Here is a 13209-nt window from a genome sequence, read left to right on the forward strand (position 1 = left end):
TGGCCGCCCCGGGGAGAGGAGCGCTGATGTTCATCATCATCGTGTTCGTGGCCCTCGTGCTCGCCGGGGCGCTGGGGTCCCTGGTCTACCTCGCGGTGTTCGCGCGGGCCAGCCGCAGCGACACGCTTTTCACGCCTCCGGCGGGCCTCGGCGCGCGGGCCGCACGGCGGGTGACCGGAGTGTACGTCCGCGACCCCCGGCAGGAGGGCGCCCTGTACCACCGCGGCTCCCCGCGGAACACCGGCCCCGTGATCGGGGCCGACCGGCCGGAGGACGACGGCCGGATGCGCGGCGAGCTGGTCGGACGGTAAGACGGCGGGGCGAGGGGTCTCCGGGGCGCGGTGCCCCGGAGACCCCTCGGCGTCAGGACCGGCCGGTGTCCCGGTAGGCGGACTCCGGGACGTGGTTCGGGATCGTGGCGAACTTCCCCGCGCCGCGATCGAGGACCTTGACCGTCGCGGACTTCAGGTCGAAGTAGAGCCCCACGAGCTCCAGCTCGCCGGCCTCGGCGCGCTCCCGGAGCCACGGGTAGGTGAGCAGGTTGTCGAGCTGCTGCATCACGTTGACCTGGCTGAGCCGGGCCAGCGGGTCGTCGCCGTGGTCCGCCTCGGCGCGGAAGCGCTCCAGCGTCGGCTTGCCGAACTCGAGCCAGCGGGTCAGCCCCTCCAGGTGCGCGACCTCGGCGCCGCCCGCCATCACCGCGGCCATCGCGCCGCAGTTGGAGTGCCCGCAGACCGCGATCGTGCGGATGTCCAGCACGTTGGTCGCGTACTCCACCGTCGCCATCACCGAGTCGTCCGGGACGGCCGAGTCGTGCGGCGGGACGAAGTTGCCGACGTTCCGGTTGATGAACAGGTCGCCGGGCCCGCTGGCGGTGATGATGTTGGGCACGACGCGCGAGTCCACGCACGTGATGAAGAGGAGCTCCGGCTTCTGCTCCATCGCCAGCTCGGCCATGATCGGCCGGACCAGCCCGGCGGTGCTGTCGTGGTACTCGCGGACGCCGTCGAGCAGGACGGACGTCGGGGACGAAGGCTCGGTGGCGCTTCCGGAGCGTCGCTGCCGGTTCGCCCATGGAGCCCACCAGCGCGCCGGGGGGGACGACTTACGCGACGAAGACATATCACCTGTCACCCCTCTTTCATACCAACCCTCGTGAACCTCGTCGATGTCGACCCTGCCCCCTTGGCGTTCGTGCGCCAGCCGCCACTGGTGGACGGCGTCGAAGGCGGCATGGTCCATGAAGTCGACGTTCAGGTCGAGGTCGACGCCCGCACCCGCCGGAACGGACCGCAGCGCGCGCGTCACCTTCGGAACTCCGAGGAACGTCAGTGTCCCCTCCACGACAACGTGCCAGCGGGGCGGAACGATTCCGTCGCCCGGCGCGGGGAGCAGCCGCTCGGTCCGGACGGTGAGCCGGGTCAGCCGCCGCAGCGCCAGCACCGCCGTGACGGCGATGCCCAGCAGCACGCCCTCGCCGAGGCCGAGGACGACCACGCCGGCGAACGTGGCGGCGTAAGCGGGCGCCTCCCGGTGGTCGCGCAGGTCGCGGATCCGAGCCGGGTCCACCAAGCGGACGCCGAGGACCACGAGCAGCGCCGACAGCGCCGACAGCGGGACGCGCTCGATCACGGGCCCGCAGGACACCGCGAGCACCAGCACCCACACCCCGTGCAGGACGGCGGACAGCCGGGTCCGGGCGCCCGCCTCCAGGTTGGCGGTGCTGCGGACGATCACGCCCGCGACCGGGAGGCCGCCGAACAGCCCGGACACCGCGTTCGCCGCGCCCTGCGCGGCCAGCTCCCGGTCGAGGTCGGTGGGCGGGACCCCGGCGGGCCGGACGCGGTCGACCGCCACGCTGCACAGCAGCGACGCCACGGCCGCCACGACCGCGAGCGACACGACGGCGCCCGCGACGCCGTGCGGTGACCCGTGCGGCAGCTCCGGGAGGCCCCAGCCGTGCAGCATGGACCCCGGCAGGTCCACCCGGTCGACCGGCCAGCCGAACGCCCACACGGCGGCGGTGGCGGCGGCGATGGCGGGCAGCGGACCGGGGACCAGGCGCAGCCGGCCCCCGCGCGGCAGCCGGGACCAGCCCAGCAGCACCAGGACCGTCAGCGCGCCGACGAGCGTCGAGTACGGCGCCGGGTGCAGCAGCTGCCCCGGCAGCTCCCGCAGGTTGGCCACGGCGGACTCCTGCGGGCCGCCGCCCAGCACGACGTGCACCTGGGCCAGCACGATCACCGCGCCGACGCCGGCGAGCATGCCGTGCACCACGGCGGGCGACACCGCCAGCACGACGCGCGCCACCCGGCTCAGGCCGAGCGCCACCTGCAGCACCCCGGCGAGCAGGGTGATCGTGCAGGTGGCCCGCCAGCCGTAGCTCGCGATGAGGTCGGCGACCAGCACGGTCAGCCCGGCGGCGGGGCCGCTGACCTGCAGCGGCGACCCGCCCGCGAGTCCGGCGACGACACCGCCGGCGACGGCGGCGACGAGCCCGGCGGCGACCGGCGCGCCCGAGGCGACCGCGATGCCCAGCGACAGCGGGATCGCTACCAGGAACACGACGAAGGACGCGAGGACGTCCCTGCGCACTGTGGATGCGTTGAGTGGCTTTGAAGTCACTCAACGTATCCAATCAGGATTCTCCGGTATCCGCCCCGGGACGCACGGCCCGCAGCGCGCCGGAGACCCGTCCGGACGCGGCGTTCCCGGAGAAGGACGCGGCGTCCCCGGAGAAAAGAGCGAGGACCGCCGGAGATCCGGCGGTCCTCGCTGCGGTGCTCGCGCGACGGCGCGTCAGCGGCGGTAGTTCTCCCAGTCGTCGGGCTGCTGCCGCGACCCGTACGGGTCGGCGTCGTTCGGCTGCCCGCCCTGCTGGTAGCCGCCCTGCTGCGACGGACCGGGGTAGCCCGAGCCGTACGCCTGGGTGGCGCCCGGGTCGTGCGGCGCGGCCAGCGGGTCGCCGCTGTTGTAGCTGCTGCCGCTGAAGTCGCCGTAGGCGCCCGTGCCGCCGCCCTGCCCGCCGCCCTGCCCGCCGGAGCCGTACGGCTCCCGGGAGCCGCCGCCCAGAGGGTCGTCGTAGCGGGGCGACTCGCCGTAGGCCGGGGCGGTCGGGTACCCGTCGGTGTGCGAGCCCTGGCCGTAGCCCGCCCCGGGGCCGGTGCTCGACGGGCCGAACCCGCTGTCGTACCCGCCGGAGCCGGACGCGCCGCCGGACGCGGGCGGGGGCCACGGCCCCGTGCCCGAGCCGCCGCCCGCACCCGTGCCCGAGCCGGTGCCGGTGCCCGAGCCGGTGCCGAACGAGCCGGTGCCGAGCGGGTCGCTCAGCGGGTCGTTCAGCGAGCCGTACGAGCCGCCGGAGTCCCCGGACGGGCCGCCCGAGGAGCGCTGCCGGTCGGTCTGGATGCGCTGGAGCAGCTCGTCCACGGTGGGCAGCTTGTGGTTGTCGGTGTCGGAGCCCGATCCGCCGGACGGCGCCCCGCCGAGGCCGCCGTGCGCCGCCGGAGCGGCCGGGGCCGGGGGAGCGGGCGGGATCGGCTCGGCCGGGCCGGGCAGCCCGCCGGTCGTCTCGCCGAACCCGCGCGCGGGTTCCTCGGGCCGGCCGAGCGGCAGGCCCAGCGGGTCGGACGGCGGCGGCGCCTGGTGCGGCGCGGGCGGCTGCGACGGCGCGGTCGAGCCCAAGGGCAGGTCGAAGGCGTCGGAGCGACCGCCGGACGGGCCGGTCGCCGGACGGGAGCCGAGCGGGTCGCCGCCGAAGTCGCCGTAGGACGGCTCGTGCGAGGACCCGTACTGCGGCTGCTCGGGGACGCCGTACTGCGGCTGGTCGCCGTAGGAGGGCTGGTCGCCGTAGCCGGACTGGTCCTGCGTGCCGTAGTGCGGCTGGTCGGCGTGCCCGCCGAACTGGTCGCCGCCGCCGTAGGACGGGTCGTACTGGTCGGCCGCCCCGTACGCCGGCTGCGGCTCCTGCCCGCCGTACACCTGCTGGTCGGGCGCGCCGTAGGGCGCCTGCGAGCCGGGGCCGGACGGGCCGCCGAGCGCGCCGAGGTCGGTCGGGATCGGGTCGTGCGAGGTGGAGCCGGGGTCGGCGGCGTACGGCGCGTTCTGGAAGCCGCCGGGGGCCTGCTGCGGTCCGGTGCCGGACGGGCCGCCGAGCCCGTTGAGGATCGTCCCGTCCGCGCCCAGGGAGACCGGCTGGGTGAGGCCGGGCTGCTCGACGGCGGGCTGCGGCTCGGGCGGCGCGATGTGCTGGGTCGCCTGCGCCTGCGCCTGCGCCTGCGCCTGCTGGGCGTTCAGCGGGTCGGCCGACGGGTCCGGCTCGCCCGCCTCCTGGCCGTGCTGCCAGGGGAACTTCGGCTTGTCGAAGGTGATGGTGGCCCAGTAGTCGTCGTCCTCCATCTCGTCGGACGACTGGCCGCCGGGAGCGGGCGGCGGCGGGGACGGGGGAGCGGCGGCGGGCGGGGCGGCGAGCGGGCCGCCGGCGACGCGCCGGTCGAAGCCGGGGTCGGGGGCGGCGTTGCCGTAGCCCTGGTCGTACCCGGGGCCGTAGCCGTCGTCCTGCGCGCCCATGTCGTCGGGCGGCGGCGGCGCGGCGCGGCGGCCGCGGGGCTGCTGCTGCGGCTCGTCGTCCATCCAGTCGTCGTCGTCGCGGCCCGCCCTGCTGGCCCGCAGCCCGAGCGCCACGAGGACGACCACCAGGACCACGACCACAATGAGGCCGAAGACCACGATGTAAGAAGTCATGCCACCACCCAATGCCTTGGCCCGGCGAGAGTCGTCGGCGCGGTCCGCGGGTCGGGCCCGTTCGTCGCCGGCGGTCGGTCGTCCTCGGAGCTAGTCCGATTCTGTCCGACCGCTATGACCGTTGTCACACCCTTCGCGCACATTTACCCTCACCCGACGCGTATCGGCCGGCCCGTCCGGGCCACCCGCACACCCCTGTTGGCTCCAGCCCCCCGAAGGGGTCCGCGCCGACCCCGGGGCCCGGAGGCTCCACGGTCAACGCGCCTGCTTGCCGCCGAAGTTCCCGGTGATCCGGCCGCGGCCCACCGTGTGCTCGGCGATGGCGCCGAGCGAGTCCCGGAGCTTGGCGCCTTGGCGGAACGGTGCCGGACTGTCCAGAGCGTAGATGGTGAACCGGTACCGATGCCGCTCTCCCTTGGGCGGGCACGGGGGCGCGTATCCCGCCTTCTTGCCTGTGGTGAGCCCCTCGACGGCGCCCTGGATCTCGGCGCCCTCGACGAGCTCGTTGGTCGTGCCGTCGATCCCCGCGATCACCCAGTGCACGTAGGCGCCCTCCGAGCCGTCCGGGTCGTCCATCACGATCGCGAACGACCTGGTGCCGGCCGGCGCCGACCAGTGCAGCGGCGGGGTCTTTCCCTCGCCGCCAGGGTACTTCGCGCAGCCGTATCGCGTGGGCAAGTCGCGCCCATCGCGGAAGACCGGGCTGGTCACCGTGAACCACTCCGACAGCTCGGCGCTCTTGTTCTGGGGCTGGCCGATCAGCCCGCAGCCGCCCAGCGCCGTGGTGAGCGCGAGGGCGCCCGCCGCGGCCAGGATCGGACGCCGTTCTCTGCTCTTCATGTCGTTACGCTCCCGGCCGAGATCGTACGCTGCGCGCCGCCGGATCGCCGTCCTCCCGGCCTGGCGCGCTCCGCGCCGGTGGCGCCCCCTTTCCCGTCCGGCCCAACCTTAGGGCTTCCACGGGTGTGGAACGGGCCTTTCCGCCCCCCGCGGCCGCGGCGGCCCTCGTGAACGCCGGTGTGAGTTGCGTCATGCCTGCTTTGCCCCGTTCCGGGCGAAAATTTGGGAAGGAGTGGCGAGTTTCACACGCTTGGTAACGCTCTACTTTGCCGGTTCAGGAAGTTTTCGTGTTCTTTCCTGGTTCTCGGTTGGTGTCGGGCACGTTCCATCAGCTAGTTTGTGAATGTCTTCACAAGCCGACCGTGACATAGGAGGCCGCAATGGCCAGGACCGCCGAGGAGACCCCTGGCGCTCCCCACATCCTCATCGTGGGTGGCGGCTATGTGGGCATGTACACCGCCCTGCGCCTGCAGAAGAAGCTCCGCAAGGAGCTCAAGCGGGGCGAGGTCAAGGTCACCGTGGTTGACCCGAACTCGTACATGACGTACCAGCCGTTCCTCCCCGAGGCCGCCGCCGGGAACATCTCGCCGCGGCACGTCGTCGTCCCGCTCCGCCGGGTGCTGCCCCGCTGCACCGTCCGCAAGGCGCGGGTCACCGAGCTCAACCACGACGAGGGGTGGGCGATCGTCCAGCCGCTGGCCGGACCGCCGGAGCGGATCTCCTACGACTACCTGGTCATGGCGGCCGGCGCGGTGCCGCGGCTGCTGCCCATCCCGGGCCTGGCCGAGAACGGCATCAGCCTCAAGACCGTCGGCGAGGCGATCCACCTGCGCAACCACGTGCTGGAGCAGCTGGAGATCGCCGAGTCCACCGACGACGTCGACCTCCGCCGCAAGGCGCTGACCTTCGTGTTCGTCGGCGGCGGGTTCGCCGGCGTCGAGGCGATCGCCGAGCTGGAGGACATGACCCGCGACGCCACCAAGTACATGCGCAAGGTCACCCCGCAGGACCTGCGGTTCATGCTCGTCGAGGCCGCCGACCGCATCCTGCCCGAGGTCGGCCCCGACATGGGCAAGTGGACCGCCGAGCAGCTGCGCGGCCGCGGCATCGACGTGAAGATGAAGACGTTCCTGCAGTCCGCCGTGGACGGCCAGATCGAGCTGTCGGACGGCAGCAGCTTCCAGGCCGGCACGCTGGTGTGGAACGCGGGCGTCAAGCCGTCCCCGGTGGTCAAGCACGGCGACCTGCCGCTGGACGAGCGGGGCCGCGTCAAGGGCACCGAGTACCTCACCATCGAGGGCCTGGTGCGCGCGTTCACCGCCGGCGACAACGCCGCGATCCCCGACCTCACCCAGGACGGGATGTTCTGCCCGCCGAACGCCCAGCACGCCGTCCGGCAGTCGAAGGTGCTGGCCGACAACATCGTCCGGTCGCTGCGCGGCAAGGCCCTCAAGCCGTACGTGCACGGCAACCTCGGCGCCGTCGCCGGGCTCGGCCTGCACAAGGGCGTGGCGAACCCGATGGGCTTCAAGCTCAAGGGCTGGCCCGCCTGGTTCTTCCACCGCAGCTACCACGGCGCGATGGTCCCGACCTTCAACCGCAAGATCCGGGTCATCGCCGACTGGACGCTCGCGCTGTTCCTCAAGCGCGAGACCGTCTCGCTCGCCAGCGTCGAGCAGCCGCGCGCCGACTTCGAGCTCGCGGCCCTGGACGACGTCAAGCCGAAGGCCAAGTCGAGCGAGCCCGCGGCCTGACCCGCGCCTGACGCCCGGCACCCGGCGCCCCGGTGGTCCCCGTGACCGCCGGGGCGCCGGCGTGTCCGGCGGTGCGGGAGAATCGCCGGTGTGCGGATCGGGATCCTGGGGCCCCTGGAGGTGCGTGCCGACGGCGGCCCCGTCGAGGTCGGGGGAGCGCGGCTGCGGGCGCTGCTGACCCTGCTCGCCCTGGACCCCGGTGCGCTCCTGCCCGCCGAGCGGATCATCGACGCGCTCTGGGAGGACGGCGTGCCGCGCGGCGCGCCGAACGCGCTGCAGTCCCTGGTCTCGCGGCTGCGCGCCGCCATCGGCCGGGAGGCGGTCGAGTCGCGTCCGGGCGGCTACCGGCTCGCCGTGCCGCGCGCGTGCGTCGACGCCCACGACTTCGAGGCGCGGGTCGCCGCCGCGCGGCGCGCCTCCGATCCCGCCGCCCGGTCGGCGGGACTGCGTGAAGCGCTCGCGCTGTGGCGCGGGCCCGCCCTCGCCGACGCGGCCGGGCTGCGGTTCGCCGGCGCGCCCGCCGCGCGGCTGGACGCGCTGCGCCGCGCCGCGCTGGAGGAGCGCATCGACGCCGACCTCGCGCTCGGCCGGCACGCCGAGGTGATCCCCGAACTGCGCGCCCTCGCCGCCGACGACCCGCTCCGCGAACCCGTCACGGCCCTGCTGATGCGCTCCCTCTACGGCGCGGGCCACCAGGCCGAGGCGCTCACCCGGTACGAGGACGCCAAGCGCGCCCTCGCCGACGGGCTCGGCGTCGACCCGTCGCCCGAGCTGGCCGCCGTCCACCTGGCGGTGCTGCGCCGCGACCCGGCGCTGGCCGCCCGCCCGGCCGCCGCCCACGCCCCGCCGCCCGCGCCGCGTCCCCCGAAGGGCAACCTGAGCGCACCGCTGACCAGCTTCATCGGACGCGACGCCGACCTCGAACGGGTCGGCGCGCTGCTGGCCCGCGCCCGCCTCGTCACCCTCACCGGCCCCGGCGGCGCGGGGAAGACCCGGCTGTCGGTCGAGGCCGCCCGCAGATACGGCGCCCCCGACGGCCCGGTGCCGCCCGCGCCGGACGGCGCCGTGCCGCCCGCGCCGGACGGCGCCGTGCCGCCCGCGCCGGACGGCGCCGTGCCGCCCGCGCCGGACGGCGCCTGGCTCGTCGAGCTGGCACCGGTCACCGACCCGGGGGAGGTGCCCGCCGCCGTCCTCGCCGCGCTCGGGCTGCGCGAGGCGCCGCAGCCGATGCCCGCCCGGCGCGCCGCGCCGCCCGACCCCCTGGACCGGGTCGTCACCGCACTGTCGGGCCGGCGCATGCTGCTGGTCCTCGACAACTGCGAGCACCTCCTCGACGCCGCCGCCCGGCTCGCCGACCGGGTCCTGGCCGGCTGCCCCGGCGTCCGGATCATGGCGACCAGCCGGGAACCGCTCGGCATCACCGGCGAGACGCTCTGGCCCGTCGGGCCGCTGGAGGCGCCGCCGCCGTCCGCCTCCCCGACGGACGCGCTCGCCCGGCCCGCCGTCCGGCTGTTCGCCGACCGCGCCGCCGCCGTCGCGCCCGGCTTCGCCGTCACCGGCGCCAACGTCGCCCCCGTCGTGCGGATCTGCCGGGCCCTCGACGGCGTCCCGCTGGCGATCGAACTCGCCGCCGCCCGCATGCGGGCGCTGACGCCCGCGCAGGTCGCGACGCGGCTCGACGACCGGTTCCGGCTGCTCGGCGCGGGCAGCCGCACCGCCCTGCCCCGGCACCGGACGCTGCGGGCCGTCGTCGAGTGGAGCTGGGACCTGCTGGACGAGCCCGAACGCGCGCTGTGCCGCCGGCTGGCCGCCTTCCCCGGCGGCGCCACGCTGGAGGCCGCCGAGCAGGTGTGCGCCGGCCCGGGCCTCGACCGCGCCGCCGTCCTGGACACCCTGGCCGCGCTGGTCGACAAGTCCCTGGTCACCGTCGCGGGCGCGGACGGCGAGCCCCGCTACCGGATGCTGGAGACGATCCGCGCCTACGGGATGGAGCGGCTGGCCGAGGCGGGCGAGGAGCAGGCCGTCCGGCGCGCGCACGCCGACCACCTCGTCCGGCTGGCCGAGGAGGCGGAGCCGCACCTGTACCGGGCCGAGCAGCTCGAATGGCTGCGCCGCCTCACCGCCGAGCACGACAACATCTCGGCCGCGCTGCGCTGGACGATCTCCACCGGGGACGCGGCCACCGCCGTCCGGTTCTGCGCCGCCCTCGGCTGGTACTGGTTCCTCAACGGCCGGCTGCGCGACGGCGCCGACCACCTGGTGCGGATCCTGGAGCTGCCGGACGTGCCCGCCGACACCGTCACCGCCCGCGCTCTCGCCATGGGCGCGATGACCTCTCTGGACAACCAGGTCGTCGGCGACCACGTGCTCGTGATCGACTGGCTCGCCCGGGCCCGCGACCTGTGCGCCGGCGCGGATCCCGCCGCCCTGCATCCCGGACTGCGGCTCATGCTGACGACCCTGGAGCTGTACGAGTCGGGCTGGAACCACCCGGAACCGGGCGCCGTCGAGCCGCTCCTGCTCGATCCCGACCCGTGGGTGCGGGGGCTGGCCCACTACATCCGCGGGCAGATCGCCCTCAACTTCGGCTGGATCGAGCGGCTGGACGACGACTTCGGCCGCTCGCTCGCCGCGTTCCGCGAGGCCGGCGACCGCTGGGGGCTGTCGTTCGCGCTCAGCGCCCGGGCGGAGGTCGTCGGCCGGCGCGGCGACCACCGCACGGCCGTCGCGCTGCACGAGGAGGCGCTGCGGCTGAACGCCGAACTGGGCGGCGGCACCGTCGCGCTCGTCCACGTGCACATGAAGCTGGCCAACGAGCTGGACCTGATCGGCGAGCGCGGCCGGGCGGAGGAGCTGCTGCACGCCGCGCTGGAGGCGGCGCTGCTGGACGGCGTCCCGCTCCGCCGTCCCGAGGAGGTCGCGGCGCTCCACTACCAGCTCGGCGAGTTCGCCCGCCGCTCCGGCGAGGAGGCGGAGGCCCGGCGCAGGCTGGCCCTTGCCGAGGAGCTCACCGAGGGCCTCCCCGGCCCGCAGCAGTTCCGGGCGATGGTGCTGTGCTCGCGCGGGCAGCTCGACATGGCGATGGGGGCGATGGACGACGCGTCCGCCCGCCTGCACGAGGCGCTGCGCGGCGCCGCGCACGCCCAGGACCACCCGATCCTGGCGTACGTGCTGGCGGGCCTGGCCGAGCGGTGCCGCCTGCTGGGCGATCCCGAGCGGGCCGCCGTGCTGCTCGGCACCGGCGACGCCCTGCGCGGCACGCGCGACCTGTCGCAGCCGGACGTGCTGGCCATCGAGGCCGCCGTCCGCGCGGACCTCGGAGCGGACGCCTTCGCGGCGGCCTACGAGCGCGGTCTCGCCCGCGCGCTGGAGGACGTCCTCTCCGAGTTCGGCCTGGACGCACCGTCCCGGCCGACCATGACGCGGCCGCCCGGTGCCGGCGGCGCCGCCGGCTGATCAGAGGCGCAGCGGCGGGCCGGCGCGCTTCACGGTGCGGATCACCGGCGCCGTCTCCATCGTGGCGATGCCGTCGAGCGGGGCGACCCGCTCGGTGAGGTAGCGCGCGAGGTCCTCGGTGTCGCGGCAGTTCACGACCGCGACCAGGTTCGTCGGGCCGGTGGTGAGCGCGACGAACGACACCTTCGGATGCGCGGCCATCGCGGACGCGACGTCCTGCAGCGCCGACGGCCGCACCGACGTCCACAGCCGCGCCTCTGCGTGGAATCCGAGCCGGGCCGGTTCGATGTCGACCTGGTACTGCAGGACGCCCGCGCCGCGTCGTCGGGCGCGGGCGGCCGGAGCCGGGCGGCCTGGTCCTCCGACAGCACCGCCGGCCCGAGCCAGGTGCCGGGCAGCGCGTAGCTCCGCAGCAGCAGGTACGCGGAGACGCCGATGACGCGGCGGGTGCGGGGCAGCTTCTCCAGCAGCAGGGCGTCGCGCTCGTCCGCCGACCGCGTCTGCGTGTTGCACGAGATCTCCGTGCCGCCCGACAGCAGGTGGACGAACGAGGTGTCGTCGCGCGCCGCGAGCGCCCGGCACGGTGCGCTTCTGGGTTTGTCAGTGGCGGTCGGTATGTTGCGGCGCATGTCCCGGTACCGGCTGTGCCCGACCCCTGCCCAGGAGGCGGGGCTGCTGGAGCACTGCAGGCACGCCCGGTTCGTGTGGAACCTGCCGTGGAGCAGCATGCGTGGTGGACGTTTCGCCGAGGCCCCGCGCCAGGCTATGTCGCTCAAGCCCGCCAGTTGACTGAGGCTCGCGCCGCCAACCCGTGGCTGGCGGCCGGGTCGCAGACGGTGCAGCAGCAAGCGCTCAAGGACTTCGCCCAAGCGATGGCGAACTTCTTCGGCGGCACACACCGGCGCCCCACATGGCGCAAGGCGGGGCCGCAAGAGGGGTTCCGGATCGTCGGGGCTCCTGGCCGTGCATGGGGCGTGCGGCGGCTGTCGCGCCGCATCGGTGAGGTACGGGTCCCGAAGGTCGGGTGGGTGAGGTTCCGACTGTCCCGTCCCGTTCCCGCCGGGGTGAAGTCGTTCCGGGTGACCCGTGACCGCGCCGGCCGGTGGCACGTTGCGTTCGCGCACGTGCCCGAGCCGGTGCCCGCGCCCGGCAGCCGTGAGGCGGTCGGCGTCGACCGGGGCGTGGCGATCAGCGCCGCGCTGTCCACTGGCGAGACCCTTACCGTTCCCGGCCTGACCACCGCCGAGGCCAAGCGGTTGGACCGGCTGCTGCGCCGCTTTGCCCGCGCCCGTGAGGGCTCGAACCGCCGCGCCCGCCTCAGAGCCGCCATTGCCCGCCTCAAAGCCCGTGGGAGCGACCGCCGCAAGGACTGGGTCGAGAAGACCAGTACCGACCTGGCGTCCCGCTTCGAAATCATCGCCGTCGAGAACCTGAACATCGCCGGGTTGACTCGGTCGGCGCGCGGCACCGTCGACGCCCCCGGCGTCGGCGTCCGTGCCAAGGCTGGGCTCAACCGGGGCATCCTCGCCAACGGGTGGGGCCTACTCGTCAGCCGGCTGGAGCACAAGGCCCCGGGACGCCTGGTCCGGGTCGACCCGGCGTACACGTCGCAGACCTGCAATGCCTGCGGGCACCGCGCACCGGACAACCGCAAGAGCCAAGCGGTGTTTCGGTGCGTCGCCTGCGGGTGGTGCGCCAATGCCGATGTCAACGCCGCATGCAACATCAGAGACACCGCCGTTGGGCGCACGGTGGCTGCGCGGGGAGGCGGGGCATCGGCCCGGCCCGTGAACCGCGAACCTCAACCCACTCTCCTCTCTGTATAGCGGGACCGGGTTGGAATCCCCCAAACCTTCAGGCGGGGAGGACGTCAACGTGGACACCACGATCGCGCGGTTGTGCTGCTCAGCGGCCTCGGCTGCGCGCTGCAGGCGCACCTGGACGCAGGTTCGGGCGCGTCCTCGATCACGCTCGGGCTGATCGTGACCGGCGCGGGCGTCGGCCTGATGCTCCCCGCGATGGGCGCCGCGGTCCTGACAGCCGCGCCGCCGGACCGGCGCGGGACGGCCGCAGGGGCGATGACCACGTTCCGGCAACTGGGCCAGACCCTCGGCGTCGCCGCCCTGGCCACAACCGCCCTCAACCGCCCCCGCCCCAAAGCCCCCCAAGCCGAAGAAGCCTCGAAGGCCGATATAGCCGGCTGAACACCCTTACGGAAGGCCAGACCCCAGCCCCCGCCACGGGCAGGCACGCGGAGCGAGTGCAGCGAGCGCAGCGGGCCTGCCCGCCGGTTGAGGGGCTGTTTCGCGCGGAGCGCTAGCTGTAGTGACCATGGACGTTGGTGACGGCGACACGGTTCGATGAGCTTGAAATGGACGAGGACCTCCTGGCGAGGTGTGTGTCACCACAACATGCA

The 13209-nt window shown here is 74.6% G+C and carries 11 protein-coding genes; 7 read left to right on the forward strand and 4 right to left on the reverse strand.

Annotated elements, in window-relative coordinates:
* The first annotated feature begins 26 nt into the window (after window positions 1-26).
* Window positions 27-311, forward strand: coding sequence for a hypothetical protein (locus ABT299_RS38570; RefSeq protein ID WP_500201038.1), 285 nt, complete (start codon window positions 27-29; stop codon window positions 309-311).
* A gap of 52 nt (window positions 312-363) precedes the next feature.
* Here the strand turns inward: ABT299_RS38570 and ABT299_RS38575 are convergent, their stop codons facing one another.
* From ABT299_RS38575 to ABT299_RS38585, 3 genes are all read right to left on the reverse strand, one after another.
* Window positions 364-2595: a SulP family inorganic anion transporter gene (locus ABT299_RS38575; RefSeq protein ID WP_387028552.1), complete on the reverse strand. Its 2232-nt coding sequence runs from the start codon at window positions 2593-2595 to the stop codon at window positions 364-366.
* Window positions 2596-2799: 204 nt separating this feature from the next.
* Entirely contained in the window at window positions 2800-4743 is a 1944-nt protein-coding gene (locus tag ABT299_RS38580) for a hypothetical protein (RefSeq protein ID WP_500253750.1), read from the reverse strand.
* A gap of 255 nt (window positions 4744-4998) precedes the next feature.
* Complete coding sequence (locus ABT299_RS38585; protein ID WP_190859950.1) at window positions 4999-5583, reverse strand: YbhB/YbcL family Raf kinase inhibitor-like protein; 585 nt, start codon at window positions 5581-5583, stop codon at window positions 4999-5001.
* A gap of 380 nt (window positions 5584-5963) precedes the next feature.
* Here ABT299_RS38585 and ABT299_RS38590 point away from each other — a divergent pair, with 380 nt between their 5' ends.
* Entirely contained in the window at window positions 5964-7337 is a 1374-nt protein-coding gene (locus tag ABT299_RS38590) for an NAD(P)/FAD-dependent oxidoreductase (RefSeq protein ID WP_190859952.1), read from the forward strand.
* A gap of 90 nt (window positions 7338-7427) precedes the next feature.
* On the forward strand, window positions 7428-10793 hold the full coding sequence (locus ABT299_RS38595; protein ID WP_500253751.1) for an AfsR/SARP family transcriptional regulator: 3366 nt from the start codon (window positions 7428-7430) through the stop codon (window positions 10791-10793).
* Here the strand turns inward: ABT299_RS38595 and ABT299_RS38600 are convergent, their stop codons facing one another.
* Window positions 10794-11030 (reverse strand): Lrp/AsnC family transcriptional regulator, encoded by a 237-nt coding sequence (locus ABT299_RS38600; protein WP_387028558.1) that lies wholly within the window; start codon window positions 11028-11030, stop codon window positions 10794-10796.
* A 24-nt stretch (window positions 11031-11054) separates the two neighbouring features.
* Between ABT299_RS38600 and ABT299_RS38605 the strand changes: the two genes are divergently transcribed.
* From ABT299_RS38605 to ABT299_RS38620, 4 genes are all read left to right on the forward strand, one after another.
* A complete protein-coding gene (locus ABT299_RS38605) occupies window positions 11055-11198 on the forward strand; it encodes a hypothetical protein (protein ID WP_387028560.1) in 144 nt (47 codons plus the stop codon).
* 222 nt (window positions 11199-11420) lie between these two features.
* Complete coding sequence (locus ABT299_RS38610; RefSeq protein WP_500253753.1) at window positions 11421-11582, forward strand: helix-turn-helix domain-containing protein; 162 nt, start codon at window positions 11421-11423, stop codon at window positions 11580-11582.
* Window positions 11510-12619, forward strand: a complete 1110-nt coding sequence (locus ABT299_RS38615) for an RNA-guided endonuclease InsQ/TnpB family protein (RefSeq protein WP_500253752.1) — start codon at window positions 11510-11512, stop codon at window positions 12617-12619. Before ABT299_RS38610 ends, ABT299_RS38615 begins: the two co-directional genes overlap by 73 nt.
* A gap of 15 nt (window positions 12620-12634) precedes the next feature.
* Complete coding sequence (locus ABT299_RS38620; RefSeq protein ID WP_500253754.1) at window positions 12635-12997, forward strand: MFS transporter; 363 nt, start codon at window positions 12635-12637, stop codon at window positions 12995-12997.
* Window positions 12998-13209: the final 212 nt, after the last annotated feature.

Origin of the sequence: Spirillospora sp. NPDC000708, from assembly GCF_040299565.1 — a bacterium.
Classification (GTDB): Bacteria; Actinomycetota; Actinomycetes; order Streptosporangiales; family Streptosporangiaceae; genus Spirillospora.